At 50.8% G+C, this 17,037-nt stretch carries 17 protein-coding genes; 3 read left to right on the top strand and 14 right to left on the bottom strand.

The annotated features are described in order from the left end of the window. The 5 genes from ACQY69_RS10105 to ACQY69_RS10085 all read right to left on the bottom strand — a co-directional run bounded on the left by ACQY69_RS10105 (nt 1) and on the right by ACQY69_RS10085 (nt 3,986). Complete coding sequence (locus ACQY69_RS10105; protein ID WP_428260399.1) at nt 1-801, bottom strand: energy-coupling factor transporter transmembrane component T family protein; 801 nt, start codon at nt 799-801, stop codon at nt 1-3. Further along, nucleotides 798-1,649: an energy-coupling factor transporter ATPase gene (locus tag ACQY69_RS10100; protein WP_428260398.1), complete on the bottom strand. Its 852-nt coding sequence runs from the start codon at nt 1,647-1,649 to the stop codon at nt 798-800. The genes ACQY69_RS10105 and ACQY69_RS10100 overlap by 4 nt, the downstream gene beginning before the upstream one ends. Continuing rightward, a complete protein-coding gene (locus tag ACQY69_RS10095) occupies nt 1,640-2,473 on the bottom strand; it encodes an energy-coupling factor transporter ATPase (protein WP_428260397.1) in 834 nt (277 codons plus the stop codon). Before ACQY69_RS10095 ends, ACQY69_RS10100 begins: the two co-directional genes overlap by 10 nt. After that, the gene (aroD, locus tag ACQY69_RS10090; protein WP_428260396.1) at nt 2,474-3,286 is read right to left on the bottom strand and encodes a type I 3-dehydroquinate dehydratase; all 813 of its coding nucleotides are present in this window, start codon (nt 3,284-3,286) and stop codon (nt 2,474-2,476) included. A gap of 136 nt (nt 3,287-3,422) precedes the next feature. Continuing rightward, complete coding sequence (locus ACQY69_RS10085) at nt 3,423-3,986, bottom strand: ECF transporter S component (RefSeq protein WP_428260395.1); 564 nt, start codon at nt 3,984-3,986, stop codon at nt 3,423-3,425. A gap of 173 nt (nt 3,987-4,159) precedes the next feature. Here ACQY69_RS10085 and ACQY69_RS10080 point away from each other — a divergent pair, with 173 nt between their 5' ends. Further along, nucleotides 4,160-5,548 carry a PLP-dependent aminotransferase family protein gene (locus ACQY69_RS10080; protein ID WP_428260394.1) on the top strand — a complete coding sequence of 463 codons (1,389 nt, stop codon included), beginning with the start codon at nt 4,160-4,162 and terminating at the stop codon, nt 5,546-5,548. Here the strand turns inward: ACQY69_RS10080 and ACQY69_RS10075 are convergent. The 3 genes from ACQY69_RS10075 to ACQY69_RS10065 form a co-directional block, all read right to left on the bottom strand. Further along, nucleotides 5,460-8,210, bottom strand: coding sequence for a YfhO family protein (locus ACQY69_RS10075; RefSeq protein WP_428260393.1), 2,751 nt, complete (start codon nt 8,208-8,210; stop codon nt 5,460-5,462). The genes ACQY69_RS10080 and ACQY69_RS10075 overlap by 89 nt on opposite strands. Then, nucleotides 8,200-9,150, bottom strand: coding sequence for a glycosyltransferase family 2 protein (locus ACQY69_RS10070; RefSeq protein WP_428260392.1), 951 nt, complete (start codon nt 9,148-9,150; stop codon nt 8,200-8,202). The genes ACQY69_RS10075 and ACQY69_RS10070 overlap by 11 nt, the downstream gene beginning before the upstream one ends. 67 nt (nt 9,151-9,217) lie before the next feature. Beyond that, nucleotides 9,218-10,279: an FAD:protein FMN transferase gene (locus ACQY69_RS10065; protein ID WP_428260391.1), complete on the bottom strand. Its 1,062-nt coding sequence runs from the start codon at nt 10,277-10,279 to the stop codon at nt 9,218-9,220. Nucleotides 10,280-10,304: 25 nt separating this feature from the next. Here ACQY69_RS10065 and ACQY69_RS10060 point away from each other — a divergent pair, with 25 nt between their 5' ends. Together ACQY69_RS10060 and ACQY69_RS10055 are read left to right on the top strand one after the other, a co-directional pair. Continuing rightward, nucleotides 10,305-10,667: a NusG domain II-containing protein gene (locus ACQY69_RS10060; protein WP_428260390.1), complete on the top strand. Its 363-nt coding sequence runs from the start codon at nt 10,305-10,307 to the stop codon at nt 10,665-10,667. Between the two features lie 4 nt (nt 10,668-10,671). Beyond that, entirely contained in the window at nt 10,672-11,199 is a 528-nt protein-coding gene (locus ACQY69_RS10055) for a Gx transporter family protein (RefSeq protein WP_428260389.1), read from the top strand. 635 nt (nt 11,200-11,834) lie between these two features. On the opposite strand, the gene ACQY69_RS10050 is transcribed toward ACQY69_RS10055, so the two are convergent. The 6 genes from ACQY69_RS10050 to rsxC are packed head-to-tail and all read right to left on the bottom strand — an operon-like array spanning nt 11,835 to nt 16,818. After that, complete coding sequence (locus ACQY69_RS10050; RefSeq protein WP_428260388.1) at nt 11,835-12,683, bottom strand: RnfABCDGE type electron transport complex subunit B; 849 nt, start codon at nt 12,681-12,683, stop codon at nt 11,835-11,837. A gap of 12 nt (nt 12,684-12,695) precedes the next feature. Further along, a complete protein-coding gene (gene rsxA / locus ACQY69_RS10045) occupies nt 12,696-13,289 on the bottom strand; it encodes an electron transport complex subunit RsxA (protein WP_428260387.1) in 594 nt (197 codons plus the stop codon). Beyond that, nucleotides 13,289-13,969, bottom strand: coding sequence for an electron transport complex subunit RsxE (gene rsxE / locus ACQY69_RS10040; protein WP_428260386.1), 681 nt, complete (start codon nt 13,967-13,969; stop codon nt 13,289-13,291). The genes rsxA and rsxE overlap by 1 nt, the downstream gene beginning before the upstream one ends. Beyond that, nucleotides 13,969-14,520, bottom strand: coding sequence for an FMN-binding protein (locus tag ACQY69_RS10035; RefSeq protein WP_428260385.1), 552 nt, complete (start codon nt 14,518-14,520; stop codon nt 13,969-13,971). The genes rsxE and ACQY69_RS10035 overlap by 1 nt, the downstream gene beginning before the upstream one ends. Continuing rightward, nucleotides 14,510-15,502, bottom strand: a complete 993-nt coding sequence (locus ACQY69_RS10030) for an RnfABCDGE type electron transport complex subunit D (protein WP_428260384.1) — start codon at nt 15,500-15,502, stop codon at nt 14,510-14,512. The genes ACQY69_RS10035 and ACQY69_RS10030 overlap by 11 nt, the downstream gene beginning before the upstream one ends. Beyond that, the gene (gene rsxC, locus ACQY69_RS10025; protein WP_428260383.1) at nt 15,499-16,818 is read right to left on the bottom strand and encodes an electron transport complex subunit RsxC; all 1,320 of its coding nucleotides are present in this window, start codon (nt 16,816-16,818) and stop codon (nt 15,499-15,501) included. Before rsxC ends, ACQY69_RS10030 begins: the two co-directional genes overlap by 4 nt. Between the last annotated feature and the right edge of the window lie 219 nt (nt 16,819-17,037).

Genomic DNA, 17,037 nt, shown 5'->3' with positions numbered 1-17,037 from the left:
TCAAAGTACGATCCTTTCCGCTACTATGACCGCCAGGAAAATCACGAACACTATCGACGCGATCAGATCCCGGCTGTGGAATTTCATACCGTTCATTCTGGTCCTCTTGATATTGCTCCCATAGCACCTGGCCTCCATGGCCATCGCCAGCTCCTGCGCGATCCTGAAAGCGCTTATGAACAGCGGCACCAGGATAGGTACCAGCGCTTTGGCCCGCCTGATGATATTGCCGCTCTCGAAGTCGGCGCCTCTTGCCTGCTGAGCCTTCATGATCTTATCGGTCTCTTCCAGCAGAGTCGGTATGAATCTGAGCGCGATAGTCATCATCATAGCCAGCTCATGAGCAGGCAGTCCCAGCTTCTTGAATGGCGAAAGTAGAGCCTCGATCCCATCTGTCAGGCTGATGGGTCTGGTGGTCAGCGTCAGCATCGATGAACCGATTATCAGCAATATCAATCTGACTGCCATGAACACAGCAGTTCTCAGTCCTTCCCTGGTTATAGTCAAAAACCCGAAAGATACCAGCGTCTCTCCCTGTATCATGAACATATTTATCACGAATGTAAAGAGTATTATGATGAAGACCGGCTTCAATCCCCTCAGTATGAAACGCAGCGGCACCTTGGATACTGCGATGACCACAGCCAGTCCCAGGAACACTACAGCGAACCCGATAAAATCGTCAACCACAAAAAGGGACACGATGTAAAGCAGCGTCGCCAATATCTTCACTCTCGGGTCCAGCCTGTGGACGTATGAATTTCCGGGATAGTATTGCCCCAGGGTTATATCTCTTATCATCTCTTCAAAACCTTTGCTATCTCATCTGCCGCCTGCTCCATAGTCAGGCAGCTGGTATCTATATCCATTCCCGCTCTCCTGAGCCGAGCCACCAGCTCCATGGAATCAGGCAACGCCAGTCCCATGGCTTTCAGCTCTTCTCCCCGTGAAAAGACTTGAGCCGGAGTACCATCCATAGCTACCTGCCCTCTGTCCATCACGATGACTTTGTCGGCCATAGCGGCGATATCGTTCATATTGTGGGATATGAGGAAGATTATATTCTTCTCCTGTTCATGTATGGCTCGTACCATGGCCAGGATATCGTCGTGAGCTTTGGGATTCAGCCCGGCCGTAGGCTCGTCCAGGATCAGGATCTCCGGCTTCATGGCAATGACTCCGGCTATGGCTACCCGCCTCTTCTGTCCTCCTGACAATTCGAAGGGCGACACATTCTTCACCGCATCATAATCCAGTCCTACCATCTGGATGGCTTCCTTCACCCGCTGTTCCGTCTCCTCCTGTGAAAGCCCCAGATTTCCCGGTCCGAAAGCCACATCTTTAGCTACAGTCTCCTCAAACAGCTGATATTCAGGATACTGGAAAACCAGACCTATCTTCCTCCTGATGTCCCGCATGACGACGCCGTCAGCCGTGATATCCACATCTCCCACTACAATGGTTCCGGACTTGGGTCTAAGCAGACCGTTGAGATGCTGCACCAGCGTTGATTTGCCCGATCCTGTATGACCGATCACCCCTACCAGCTGTCCATCCTCCACGTTGAAGGACACGTTTTCCAGCGCCACCGATTCGTGAGGGAGTCCCTCACTGTATATATGGGTCAATCCTTTTACTTCTATCGACATAAGCAGTTCACCATATCATCTATCGTCAAGATGCCTTCCGGAATATCTATACCTCTCTCCCGCAGCTTCATAGCCAGATCTACGGCAGGCGGCACATCCAGGCTGAGAGCCTTCAGCTCATCCGCTCTCAGGAATATCTCCTCGGGAGTCCCTTCCATTTTCTTTACACCTCTGTCCATGACGATTATCTTATCCGCCTGAGCGGCCTCCTCCATGAAGTGAGTTATCAGCAGCACTGTTATCCCCTTCCCATTGAGGCGTTTGATAACTGACATGACCTCATCACGGCCTCTGGGATCCAGCATCGCTGTCGGCTCATCGAATACGATGCACTCAGGCTCCATGGCCACCGCCCCCGCTATGGCGATACGCTGCTTCTGTCCGCCCGACAGCATATGTGGAGCCTTCTTCCTGAAGTCGTACATCTCTACACCTGTCAGCGCCTCATCGACCCGTTTCCTTATCTCGGCCGGTTCTATTCCCAGATTTTCCGGGCCAAAGGCCACATCATCCTCGACGATCGACGAAACGATCTGATTGTCAGGGTTCTGGAACACCATGGCCACACGGCTGCGGACATCCCATACATGCTCAGGCACAGAGGTGTCCAGCCCGTCTACCATGACTCTGCCCGACGTGGGAACGAGCAGCGCATTTATATTCTTTGCCAGCGTCGATTTGCCCGATCCGTTCTGCCCTATTACAGCCGTAAAGCTTCCTCTTTCCACGCTGAAGCTGACGCTGTCGATGGCTCTCACCGCCGTCCCGTCTTCGCTTTTCACATATTCAAATGTCAGATCTTCTACCTTGATGAAGTCTTCCATTTAGTTTTCCTTTCCGTCGTAGTAGTCATCCAGCCACTTTTTCATGGTGTACACATCCACCTGTCCCGGCGCCGACGCTTCCTTACCGGATGCGAAGGTCACACAGGAACCGTACCTGCCCGCTGCCACTCTGGCCGGTTTGCCCATTTCTCCCATAGCTATCATAATGAGAGGGCCTATTCCGTTTCTGCTGAGGAAAGCTGTCGCTTTCAGCAATTTCTCGCTGTCCTCTTTTGTAGCCGCCATAGCCGCGAATTTGAACATATCTCCATCCAGGGCGGCCATACTCCTGACAGTCTCGACTATCTCCTCAGCTCGAGGCATACCGTCAAAATCATGATGAGACAACACGACCCTGCAGCTGTGCTTATGTATCTCATCTATCTGTCTCGTCACGATTTCCTTCTCACCGGCAGCATCTTTCCCCGAAAACTCTACATCCACGAGATCCACCAGGCCTGATTGCGCCACCAGTCCTCTTATGCTGGCCAGGTGTTCATCGGTAAGCTCTACACCGCCTCCCTGATCCTTGCTCCTTATGGTGAATATCAGCGGTGTTCCTGCCGCTATGTAGTTGATATCATCTAAAATCTTTATCAGATCCAGATAAAAATCCTTTTCTCCCATGGCGCCCTCGGGATCCTCCATCGCTCCCAGGTATCCGTCCGCTCTCCATTCTATCATATCGCAGGGCATGCTTTTAACGCTCTCGCATTCAGCGATGATATCCTTCGGGTCGGCTGACACTATGGGGACCGCTATCTTCGGTTTCCCCGGTTCCAACGTCAAATCCCTTATCTTAAGCGTACTCATTGCCATCTCCCTTTCCTTCTACAAATTGCTTTTAATTGTACCATTTTTGACAGACATTGAAAAGCCTCCGCTGTCAAATGCAAAAAGTACGAGTTAACGGATATTAACTCGCACCTATTTACTTTATCCTATTATACTATTTCATTGTGACAGGTTTTTGTGAATAGGTAAAATATGTCCTGGCAGGTGTCTTGCACAGGGCTGTACTGATGAGTACCGATATCACCATTCCTGCCACGAACTGCCCGATATTCCATGGTACGCCCAATACCGGAGCCAGCCAGTTGCCGTACATGACCCCTTCGGCCACATAATATGCTGCCGCCATAAAGGCCCCCGCGATGACCATGGCCGCGATTTCCACGCCCATGAACCTCTTGCCGCTGCTTTCTCCCCCGCCGGCGAACTTCATCACGATAAGCCCCAATATCAGCGCCATTATCCCTTTTATAGCGAAAGACCATGGCGCCCACATAGCGAACCCGCCGATGATATCAGCCAGCATACTGCCAAAGGCTGCCGCCAGCGCTCCATATTTCCATCCCAGTATAAGCACTGACAGGAATATCATCGCGTCTCCCAGATGGACGTATCCCTGTGTGCCCGGTATAGGTATCCTGATGAACATAGTGGCCACCATTATCAGACACATCATCAATGCTGTCATCACTATTTTGAATGTATTGTTTCTCGTTTTCATAGCAAATGCCTCTTTTCAAATATCATGCTTTGTACTATACTATAATACACGATAACTGTATGTAAGTTAATATACAAAAATAATTATTTTTATAATAACAGTTTTGCCGGATCAATGGCGGAGATGAACTTCAGCTGCTACCGAGATCCCTTATTTTACAGCAAGGAGGCCATATGAAAGCTATCATGCCGCTGCTGGACGAAACCAGCAAAAAGCCATATTATCTTCAAATATATGATTACATAAAGGACTCCATACTGCGAGGAGAGATAACGGAAGGGGAAAAGCTGCCGTCTCTCCGCGCTCTGGCCAGATCCGTCGGTGTCAGCGTCACCACCGTTGAACAATGCTACAATCAGCTGTTGGTCGAAGGGTATATCTATAGTCGGGCCCAGTCGGGATATTACGTCAGCAATGTCTTTTCCCACTCCAGGAGAGCTGCCGAATCGAGGGACAGCATCCTCTCCGTACAGACTTTTTCCGCGGATGAAGCCATGCGCGTTGCCCCGGTCCCTTTCATCTACGATCCTGACTGCTTTGACTTCAACAAATGGAAAAAATCCATGAACAAGGTGATCACTGAGCATTCCCCTGTGCTGTTCTTCGAGGGGGATCCCCAGGGAGAAGAGGTCCTGCGTACCGAAATAGCTAAATATCTCTATCTTTCCCGAGGCGTTTCCTGTTCCCCGGAGCAAATCATCATCGGTGCCGGTACTCAGCAGATAACCAACCATCTGGCTACTATCCTGAGAAAAATGGGGATAGAAAACGTAGCCATGGAAAACCCCGGATACGCGCCGGTACGCAATATATTCAGAGACCGGGGCTTTGCTATCACTCCCGTAAAGGTCTCTGATACAGGCATCCTTATAGAGAAGCTTCCCGCCAACATACGGACGGCAGCCTACGTCAGTCCATCCAATAATGTATTTACAGGTTCTGTCATGCCTGTCGGCAGAAGGTTCGAGCTTCTCAACTGGGCTGCGGAAAACGACAGCTACATTATCGAGGATGACTACGACAGCGAACTGCGGTACTTCGGACGGCCTGTCCCCGCCCTCAAGAGCCTGGAAGACAGCGATCACGTCATCTATCTGGGGTCTTTTTCCAGCACACTGTTCGCCGCGGTGAAAATAAGCTATATGGTCCTTCCCGAAGAGATGGCAGCTCTCTTCTCTTCAATGGCCGGCGACTATTCTCAGACCTGCTCCAAGCTGGAGCAGCTGACCCTGGCTCTTTTTATGGAGACGGGCAGCTATCAGACTCATATAAAAAAGCTCAGGAAGCTGTACTCCCAAAAATTGCTGGCTGTAACGGAAGCATTCGAAAGACACGCCTCGGACTTCATCGAGGTAAAGAACACTTCCTCCGGCATAAACATCCTGCTGAAAGTCAAGGAGCAGAGAGATGTGGAGGCATTGAAAAAGGATGCCGATGATCTCGGCATCCCTGTCGTCATTTACGAAAAGGATCTCATGTTCTTCTATTATAATCAGATCCCTCTCCAGCGTATCCCTTCTCTTCTCCGGACTCTGATCCAGGCATGGAGGAAGGCTGACTGATCTCTTCCTCCTGCCGCCCTCTGCCATCCGGACATTCTTCATCAACAGACAAGGACACGCCCCGTCCCGCTGTCGATCTGCCCGGCAGCCTATATCGTCTGCTTCCCAGCCTTATAAGGAGTATCAGCAGCAATACTGACACTGCTGTTATGATAAGTCCTGCCACCAGTCCCGGCGGTCTGAACGACAGCTCTATCTCATGGACTCCTTCATCCAACGCGACGGAAATGAACACGCCGCCCGTCAGCTCCTGGATCCCCTGTTCCTGGCCGTCCACCTTCAGCGTCCACCCCATATCATATGGTACTGATGTCACCAGCATCCCGCCGTCCCCGGCATCGACTGTGCCTTCGATAAAGGAGTCACCGCTGTCGGTCACCTCCAGCGTCCTTTCCGAGAGGATGGCATATGCGTCGTTCCACGTGTCATAGTCGAGAGCAGCCACATAGCATGTGATATCACCAGCTTCGCCGTTTTCATACTTTATGCTGATATCAAACGTTTCCCCCGCCTCCACTGTGCCTATGTTGACGATGGAGCCGCAGTCATTCATTATCCCTATTTTCTCATAGGCCTCCTTTTCGTCATACACTGTTATCTCATCGGCATTATCAGCCTCCACGAACACATAATACTTCTGGCTCTCATCTGCTCTGTACTCCAGCACCACTTCCGCGTCCTCGGATGTATCTTCGATGTCGGCAGTCATCTGTCCGTCACCGTCTATACTAACTGTAGCGTTATTCGCCAGCACATCAGGGTTTTCCTCCATCCGAAACACCTGATCATATCTGTTGGATGTGGCGGCCTTCACGTAGTTGTCCAGCACTACAAAAGGATTATCGCTGCTGGTGTCCCATGTCCTTATTTCCGTACCTGTCATATATCCTATGGAAAGAGGATATATGCTTTCATACAGCGTCGAGTTGCCCTGACTGTCCACTTTTACAAAATCCGGATCATCTACAGGCAGGTTCTTTGAGATCAGATACTTCACGTTGAGCATGGCGTTCGTCACCGGGTTTGTCTGATTATAATTGAACCTGTTCTTTCCCGGCTCTCCCTCAAGGCCTATCTTTTCCATGAGTTCTGTCGTATCGGCGTTGATGGATGAGGAGAACTGAGAAAGGCCTTTATAATGATACAGTGCAGGACAGTTGAGGATGTAGTTATAGCTTATCTCCATCCTGGCCATTTCGTCTTCCCGGCTTTCCGCCAGAGCCGTTACATCGTCGTAGTTCTCAAAATAAGAAGTGCGTTGTGTGTTCCCCACCGTGTCAAAGGCCGTGCATACCGACGAAATCATTTCCGCGGCTACGATGACCACTATAAGCATCACGAAAGAGCCTCGCGTCACCAGTTTTCTCTTTCTCAACAGCAGTACGGCGCAATAAAGGGCCAGCCACGCGATGCCTCCATAGAAGAACAGATCCATATCATCTATATGGCCGGTTAGCACTTTCTGAGCGAACATGTAATACATCAGCCCGGCAGCAAAGACCATCCATATGGTCCTCGTGTCGATGTCTTCCAATCTCCTGAAGGTCCTGTAGGCTATGGCGATCAGTACGAAGCATATCACAAAAGTATATCTGTACGGCAGCTGATTCGGGAAGTGGAATCCGTGCCATATGAAATCCAGCATGTTCACGTTCAGGCTCAGGAACATCACCATCAGGAATATCGAATTTATCAGCTTTTCCCTGAGGCTGAAAGTTTTGCCTGTCAGATAGAAGACCAGCAATATCACGACCATCATGCCGCAATAAAGATTAGGAAGGCCTTCCCTGTAGGTCAGTTCACTGTACGGCAACAGCTGGTTGATTACGTCGATGGCGTCGTTATAAAAGCTCAGACTTTCCGGCATCTCCGCAGAGATATAGTAAGTACTCTGCATGCTGATATAGGTCGGGAGCAGCATCACTGCGGCCATGCCTATAGCCAGGAACGAAAAGCCGACGGCTTTTCCCGTAGTCACAGCACAGTGACGGATCCCGTGCCATCTGTTCTTCGTAAAATACAGGACAGAATAGTACACCAATATGAAAATGCAGACCATTATAGCCATGTAGTAATTGGTGAATACTATGAGGGCCAGCGACACTGTGTAGAGCGCCGGCTTCCCGTCATCCATCAGGCGATTGAGTCCCAGTATACACAGCGGCAGCAGCGCGACCGCATCCATCCACATCACGCACCAGTAATAGGCCAGCACATATGAGCAGAGAGCGTACATGGTGGAAAACGCCACAGCTGCCCAGTCCCACCTCCTGCTGATGTACCGCAGATACATTGCCATGAAGCTCCCTGCCAGCCCTATTTTTATCAGCAGTATGACAGTGACCGCCTCCATAATGAATTTTTCGGGGAACAGAGCCAATATCAGATTAAGGGGGCTGGCGCCGTAGTAGGCCAGCAGATTCCAGAAGTTGCATCCGCCCGCTCCATCCCAGGTATAAAACAGGCTCCCTCCGTTCTGGAGCTTGTATTGCAGCTCGCTGAGGAAAGGAACATACTGATGATACATATCGATGACCGCTATCTGACTTTCACCAAACGGATATATCCCCGTCACGGCCATCGCGGCTACAGTGAGCAGCACCGGCAGGAAAAAGGCCGCCAATATAAGTTTGTTCCGTTGAAAAAATCGACTAATCTTCATCCACATTGCTTTCCTTTTCTATATAGATAGGTCGCCTCTTGGTTTCCATATACATCCTGCCGATATATTCTCCCATGATGCTGAGGATGGTCGTTATCACTCCTCCGAAGAAGAGTATCAGACATATGGTGGACGCATATCCCGGCGTATCCTTTCCGGCTATCAAGGTTTTCAGCACCTCAACTATCAGATACACAGCCGCCCCGGCCGCTGTCACACTTCCGAAAACCCCCGCGAACTTAAGCGGAGAGGCGGCGAAATCGATGAATCCGTCCACAGCGTATTTCATCAGGCTCCACAGAGACCACTTGCTTTCTCCCGATATCCGTTTGACGTTCTCGAACTCTATCCACCGGGTCTCAAATCCCACCCAGGCGAATATACCCTTGGAAAACCGCTGAGTCTCCGGCATACTGACGATGGCCTTGACCATCCTTCTGCTCATCATCCTGAAATCCACCGCTCCATCGACTATCTCTATATCGCTGTACCTGTTCATTATCTTGTAGAAACTCCTGGCAAAGAAGCTTCTGATGGCCGGCTCGCCTTTCCTGGAGACTCGCCTTGCTGCGCAGCTGTCACAGCCGGTCGCCTCGATGACTCTCACCATTTCCGCGATAAGCTCAGGCGGGTGCTGCAGATCAGCGTCCATTATCACGGCAAAATCGCCGCAGGAAGCCCGAAGCCCTGCGTACATGGCCGCCTCCTTGCCAAAATTACGGCTGAACGAAATATATCTCAGCTCAGTCTGAGCGATCAGTTTCTTTATCCTGTCCAGCGTATCGTCCACACTGCCGTCGTCTACGAATATATATCGAAAGGAATATCCATCTATGGCAGCTGTCACCTTCCGGGTCTCCCGATACAAAAGCTCTATGTTTTCTCCCTCGTTATAGCAAGGCACTATTATGTCTACAGTTCTCAGTTCCTTTTTCTCCATGCACTGCACACCTCACATCCGTTTCACACCGCCGCGGCCGCGGATCTTCAGCCTTATCCCATCATAGTCAGTCAGCGGCCTGGATATCCATGCCCTCAGTTTGCACCATCTCGTCTTCCTTGTCAATAAAGGCCGCTTCAAGGCCCATGTCCGGATATTCCTCCTGCAGCTGTTCCACCAGATGCATCGCTTCATCCTTTCCCAGCATCAGACAGACGGTAGACAGCCCGTCACAGAAAGCGGAATTACCTCGCACAGCCATGATGGTCACAGCTTCCAGATCTGATTCAGCAGGATAGCCCGTATCCGGATCCAGCACATGATGATACAGCACCCCATCCTCCTCGAAATTGCGTTCATATATCCCTGAGGTCACCAAGGTACCATCGTCCAATGAAACTTTCCCCATCAGCTCCGTTCTGTCACTGTACGGTCTTTCTATCCCTACAGTCCATGAACTTCCGTCAGCCTTGGCGCCGACCGTCTCCACGTTGCCGCCGAGGTTTATCACCGCCGACTCTACTCCCTTATCCATCAGGAACTCCGCCAGCTTATCGGCTATATAGCCTTTGGCGATGCCTCCCAGGTCTATAGCCGCTCCCGGGTCTGCAAGGGTGACCTTGTTGCCGTCGATATGGATATTCCTGTAATCGACTGCCGGAAGCGCCGCATCTATCTCCTCCTGAGGCGGCACCGACGGATCTTCACCGGTAAAGTTCCACATGTCCGTCAGTCTCCCTACTGTGATATCGAACCTGCCGCCCGACAGCTCTCCCATAGCGATGCCCTGGCGAAGCACTTCGATAGTCTCATCCGAGACTTCCACCGCTTCACCTCCGGCATTGTTTATCCTGTAGATATCGCTGCCCTCCACAGTCCTGCTGAGCATGTCCTCATACTGCCTCATGACATCGAAAGCTTCCGTCAGTATATCGTTGGCTTCTTTCTCCGACATACCGCCGACGGTTATGGTACAACTGGTATTGAGGGCAAAATCAGTTTTGCTGACCTCTTTATTTGAGCAGCCTGTTTGTGTTATAATTGCAAAAACCAGGATCATTATCAGTATCAGCGCTTTGAACAACGCTGAGCGTCTGATATATCTGGTGATTTTCCTTAATCTTTTCATTTGATAGATACCTCCGGAGGTCATCATGTTCAAAAAAGCCGATATACTCCTCGCCTGCTTCCTCGTGGCGGCGGGGCTGACCATGTCATATATATTTTCCTTCGGCCGTACCGCCGGAGACCAACTGGATATCAGCTGCGACGGCCAGCTTTTCGGCTCCTACCCTCTCTCCGAAGACAGGGAGATAACCGTTGAACGCGACGGCCATATTAATAAGATTACCATAAAAAACGGTACTGTTTCAATGAGTTTTTCCGACTGTCAGGGGCAGGACTGCGTACATCAGGGCGCCATATCCCAGACAGGCGAAAGCATCATATGTCTGCCCAATAAGGTTGTCCTGGAAATCTCCGGCGGGACACGCCAATATGATACTATAGCAAGGTGATGAAATGGAGAACACGACTGATACAAAAAAATTGACGATGACGGCACTGCTGGCCGCACTGGCCCTCATCTTCTCATACATAGAGGTCCTGATACCCTTCAGCCCGGCCATCCCCGGCATAAAGCTGGGCATCGCCAATCTGGCAGTCATCGTTGCCCTGTACCACATGGGACTGAAATACGCCATCACGATAAACGTGGTGAGGATATTCATCGCCGGTCTGCTGTTCTCCGGGGTCTTCGGCATCATCTATTCCCTCGCCGGGGCCATCCTCAGCATGACAGTGATGGTGCTGTTGAAGAAGACAGGTCTCTTTTCAGTGGCAGGCGTATCCATGGCGGGCGGGGTAGCGCACAATCTGGGGCAGATACTGGCTGCAGCGTTCCTTGTCTCCAACCTCAGCAGCTTCATTTACTTCCCTGTCCTCATCTTCTCCGGCCTCATCAGCGGCGCCCTCATCGGCATCGTGGCCTACATCATACTGAAACGACTGCCTGGCGACCGACCGACCCGGCAGCATGATGACGAATGAGCTTCGGCCTGTCATACCTTCAGAGCACTTTTCCGAGGTCACCATCAAAGCATCTTCCATCAGAAGGCCGCGAAACACTGTCTCAAACACACTGTGATTACCGCTTCGCCTTTTTTTATCTACATTTATCATTTTTTCTAATATGTAGATAAAATCCAATGGGCTCGAACAATCTGGACATTTTTTGTAAAGGGCTAAAAGCGTCACTTTTTCGACTTTAACGGACTCATCATAGTCATGTAAGCCTTAAACGTTGAAAAAGTTACCTACATTTCGCGCCTTTTCAAAAATGTAGATAAAACCGGGATGATTATCGCCGACAATCGCTTTGTTCGCTCGGATTTTTTCACTTAATTACGAAAGCATTTACAAGGTGACCTTTGCCTGATGGATAATGGCCACAGAAAATCTCCGGCAGGATGGCCCATACGGTAGGGCTGTCGCAAAGCACGCGCCGCCGGACGCGCTGCTGACTACAAGAGCCGGAGTATCCCAGTTAGGGACAGCTCCGGCTCTTTCATATCTGTTACACTGTTGCACCTGACTGCGCGCTGAGATCCAGGACCGCGGGTCGCGAACCACAGACCACAGACTGCGGGCGCAGTCCTCTTATCTTCTGACCTTTCCGCCTTCCGCTATACCGCGTCGGCCTTAGGCGCCTCCGCAGTCGCGGCCGCCTTCGCCTTCTTCTTCCTGAAGTTGACGATGGCGCCGGTAGGGCATTCCTTCTCGCACATACCACAGTTCTTGCAGGCATCCTGATCTATGCGGGCGAGATTGTTTTCTACCGTTATTGCGTCGAACTTGCAGGTCTTCTGACACTTCATGCATCCTATGCATCCGGTCTCGCAGTTCTTTCTGGTCTTGGCGCCCTTATCCGTCGACTTGCATGCTACCAGGACGAGATTCTTCTTCTTGACCATCTCGATGACATCGTTAGGACAGGCGTCCTTGCAGGCGCCGCAGCCTACGCACTTGTCTCTGTCTATGTGGGCCAGACCGTCGTACACGTCTATGGCGTTAAACTTGCAGACGTCGAAGCAGTCACCAAGGCCGAGACATCCGTAAGCGCACGCCCACTGGCCGTCGTAGAACATCTTGGCCGTCTTGCACGAGAATATCTTGTCGGAAGACATTATCGGCTTGGTCTTATCGTAGCTGCCCTGACACATTACCATAGCCACTTCAGGCTCCACATCACCGGCGGAACCGCCTACTATCTCGGCTATCTTGCCGGCCACCTCAGGGCCGCCTACAGGACAGAGGGATGTGCTCAAGTCAGGGTCATCGGCAAATGCCGCCGCGTAATCATCACATCCGGCAAAGCCGCAGCCTCCGCAATTGGCTCCCGGAAGGACTTCCCTTACAGCCGCCACCTTTTCATCGACAGGTACGAACATCAGCTTAGAAGCTATAGTAAGTATGATGGCCGCAATCAGACCTACAGCCGCTACTATGACAGCAGGTATTATTATCATCGTCATCACGTCCACCTCCTAACCAAATATTCCTTCAACCACGCCGGAGAAACCCATGAATGCCATGGAGAGTATCGACGCTGAAATCAGCGTGATAGGCACTCCCTGGAAGCAATCGGGGATACCCTTGCAGTTTTCCATCTTTTCTCTTACACCGGCGAACAGCACCATTGCCAGCAGGAATCCTATGCCTGCTCCGAATGCGCATACCAGCGACTCAACGAAGTTATATCCTTCATCGATGTTCATGATGGCAACACCCAGTACCGCACAATTGGTAGTGATGAGAGGCAGATATACACCCAGTGCGCTGTAGAGCGGAGGCATATACTTTTTCAGCGTCATCTCAACCAGCTGTACGAGCGCCGCTATTACCAGGATGAACACGATCGTCTGAAGATATCCTATGCCGAAATTATCGAGAATATACACCTGGATCGGCCAGGTAACAGCTGAGGCCAATACCATGACAAAGGTTACGGCCACTCCCATACCTACAGCTGAATCCAGCTTCTTGGAAACGCCCAGGAACGGACAAATACCCAGGAACTGAGCCAATACAAAGTTATTGGTAAGGATAACCGAAAACATTATGATCAGTATTTCAGTCATTATTCGTCAGCCTCCTTTCTGTCGCAGGCTCCGCCGCACGTGCTTGCGAGCATGCAGCCCTTGCAGCTGAATTCCTTTCTTCTCTTGCTCTTGTCCTTCATGATGCGATTGACTCCCGCTACCAGCAGGGCAAACACGAAGAATCCTCCCGGAGCCAGCATGAATATCGTTATAGGGCTTATACCGGTATCCGCATAGATAGGTATATTAAAAGCAGTTCCGTTTCCGAGGAATTCTCTGATCAGACCCATAGCGCCAAGAGCGAGGGTAAAGCCGATACCCATCCCTATGCCGTCAAGAGCTGAATCAAGGACCGTGTTTTTAGACGCGAACATCTCCGCTCTTCCCAGTATGATACAGTTTACTACGATGAGCGGTATGTACAGTCCCAGCGCGTCGTTGAGGGACGGCAGGTACGCCTGCAGCAGGAACTGAACTATCGTTACGAATCCCGCGATAACTACTACATAGCACGGTATCCTCACTTTGTCAGGGATTATGTTCCTCAGAAGGGCTATTACTATATTGGCACATGTAAGTACCGCCATGGTGGACACGCCCATGCCCAATCCGTTTATCGCGCTCGTACTGGTAGCCAGCGTCGGACACGTTCCCAGCAGGAGCACCAGAACAGGGTTTTCCTTTATTATACCCTTTGTTACTATCTGCAATTTATTCATCAGTTAACACCTCCGCATTCCTTGAACTGGTCCAGAGCCGCGCCTACAGCAACGTATACCGCGTCGGATGTGAGGGTCGCTCCTGAAATAGCGTCTATGTCGCTGTCTTTTCTGATATCGTCGCCTGCGACTTCACTTACCCCATTGTACTGAGAAAGATACTCCTCTGTCATAGCCTTAGTTCCCAGCCCCGGAGTCTCCGAATGATTCGTTACCGTAACGCCTGTGATGGCGCCGTTGGGATCTATGCCTATCATAACTTCGACTGTACCGCCGTAACCACCGGCTCCGGCTGTCACAGTCATTCCGGCGCCGTTATCGGCCATGTAGCAGTCGATGACGCCGTCGACCAGCTTTCCGTCGTACTGAGTGAAACTGTCTCCCTCAGGCAGAACCAACACTCTCGCTTCGTCGGCTGCCGCCTTCTGGTTCTCAATGATCTTTGGATTAGCGACACTGTACGTGCCTGCCAGAGCCAGAGTAGTGACCAGACATATGACCACCAGAACTATAATCGGGGAAAAGTTTTCTTTGAATGAATTATTTTTCATTTACAACATCCCCTTTCTTCACAGCCTTTGGCGCCTTATACATCAATTTTTCCGTCACTCTGTCGATATACGGAGTGAGTATGTTCATAAGGAGTATAGCGAAGGACACCCCTTCAGGATACGTGGCGAAAAGCCTTATGAGCATGGTAAAGAGACCGCAGCCTATGCCGAAGATCACCTTCCCCATTGGGAGCATCGGTGATGTGACATAGTCTGTGGCGCAGAAGAACGCTCCCAGTATCGCTCCGCCGGCCAGCACGTGGAAGACAGCCCCGTCGAGGCCTCCCCACAGGAAGCCGCACACGAACACAGTGCCGAGGAAGCTGAGAGGTATATGTATCGAGATTATCCTGGTACAGATGAGGAATATGCCGCCGATGAGCAGCGCCACAGCGCTGATCTCTCCTATACAGCCGCCAATGTTGCCAAGAAACATATCCATATTGGATGCCGTGACATCACCCAGACCGCTGCCCAGGTTCAGCTCACCGAGAGGCGTAGCCGACGTCACTGCGTCAAGCCCTGTTCCCCTTGCTGTAGGCCATGTGGTCATTTCCGTGGAAAAAGCGAGCAACAGGAATACTCTGGCTGTTACCGCCGGGTTTACGATATTCTGGCCTATGCCTCCAAACAGCTGCTTGACGATCACTATCGCTATGATAGCTCCCACTACTGCCATCCAGTAAGGGAAATTGGCCGGCAGATTAAATGCCAGGAGCACGCCTGTAACTACCGCGCTCAGATCGCCTATAGTCTGAGTTCTCTTCAATGCCTTGTTCATCAGATACTCCAGCACCACGCATGCTATGACGCATACGAGAGTGAGGGTCACCGCCCTGTATCCGAATTGATATATCCCAACTATGAACGCCGGAACCAGCGCCAGAAGCACCATTCCCATCACCTTCGTCGTATTCACAGGGCCGACCTGGTGAGGAGATGATGTTATATCCAAATTGCCGTGATATCTGTTATCCGTCATTTGCCAGCCACCTCCTTCAAAAATCCTTTTGCCATCTTATGGGTAAAGCTCAGAGGCCGTCTTGCCGGGCAGATATACGAACAGCTTCCGCACTCCATACATTCCGTGACCTTCAGCCGCTTAAGTCTGTCCACGTCCTTCCTCTCATATGCCTCTACCATAGATACAGGCATCAGATCAAACGGACACGCTCTCAGACACATGCCGCACTTTATGCAGCCCGTCTCTTCAGGTATCAGCGCCTGCGGTCCGTCGAAGATCAATATGGCATTGTTATTCTTTACTATAGGGAATTCGTCAGAGTAAACAGCCCTTCCCATCATAGGTCCGCCCATCAATATCTTCCTCGGCTCCGCTTTGTAGCCGCCGCATGCCGCCGCTACATCGGCGATCCTGGCTCCTATAGGAACTATTATGTTCTTAGGCTCGGCTATCGCGTTGCCATCCACCGTTATCCTTTTGGTGGTCAGCGGTCTGCCCGTTTCCAGATATTGACCTATAAAGGCTATGGACGTGATATTGGAAAGGAGTACTCCAAGCTCCGCAGGCAGAACACCTGCGTTTAGAGTCTTTCCGGTTATTTCATGGACCATTACCCGCTCCGCTCCCTGCGGGTACCTGGCCTTCAGCGTTTTTACTTCTATGGTGCCGGAGAGGCCCTTCTTCTCGATGACTTCTCTCAGCCTGCTTATGGCGTCCGGCTTGTTTTCCTCGACGCCGATATATACGTTTTTGATATCCAGATACTTAACCGTGGCCTCGATGCCCTTTATGATAAACTCCGTGTCCTCAAGCATCAGCCTGTGGTCGGACGTTATAAACGGCTCGCACTCCGCTCCGTTTACGATAAGAGTGTCCACTTCGTCCAGATTTTTCGGATTGAATTTAATATGGGTCGGGAATGCCGCTCCTCCAAGACCCACGAGCCCGCTGGCCCGCAGAGCCGCCACAAAATCCTTCTGGCTCTCTATGACAGGCGGAGCGATATCTTCACTGACTTCCTGCTTGCCGTCAGTTTCGATGATGATGACCTGATCTTCTCCTCCCGCCATCGATCTCATGGATGAGATCTCCTTCACGGTGCCCGATACACTGGAATGGATCGGCGCGCTCACAAATGCTTCCGTATCTCCGATCTTCTGCCCGACTTTGACGTGATCCCCTTTTGCAACCAACGGTTTGCATGGAGCGCCTATGTGTTGGGCCATGGAAATACAGACGGTTTCAGGAACAGCCATCTTCTCAGTCGCACAGCCTGCAGTATGCTTTTCATGACTGACTCTGATGCTGTTCAAAGACCTCCCTTTCTTTTCCATTTCAAAAACCTCTCTTTCTTTCCCATTCTTCTATACTTCAGACGCATCTAAAGGTCGATGATATGGGTGTCAACGTGTTTTCTACAGATATTAAATTGTCCGTACGAAGTGCATTATATCACAAGCATTATTTAAAATCTATCATCTTTGTTAAGAATTGTGCCTTTCAAACTTCTTCTATATATATGAAGCTTTTTGTCCGATTTTGAAAACTTTTTT

This window comes from Gallibacter sp. Marseille-QA0791 (assembly GCF_965119705.1).
Taxonomy (GTDB): domain Bacteria; phylum Bacillota; class Clostridia; order Peptostreptococcales; family Anaerovoracaceae; genus Lentihominibacter; species Lentihominibacter excrementipullorum.
Note: the sequence above shows the minus strand (reverse complement) of the source record. Positions and strands in the feature narration are given on the sequence as shown.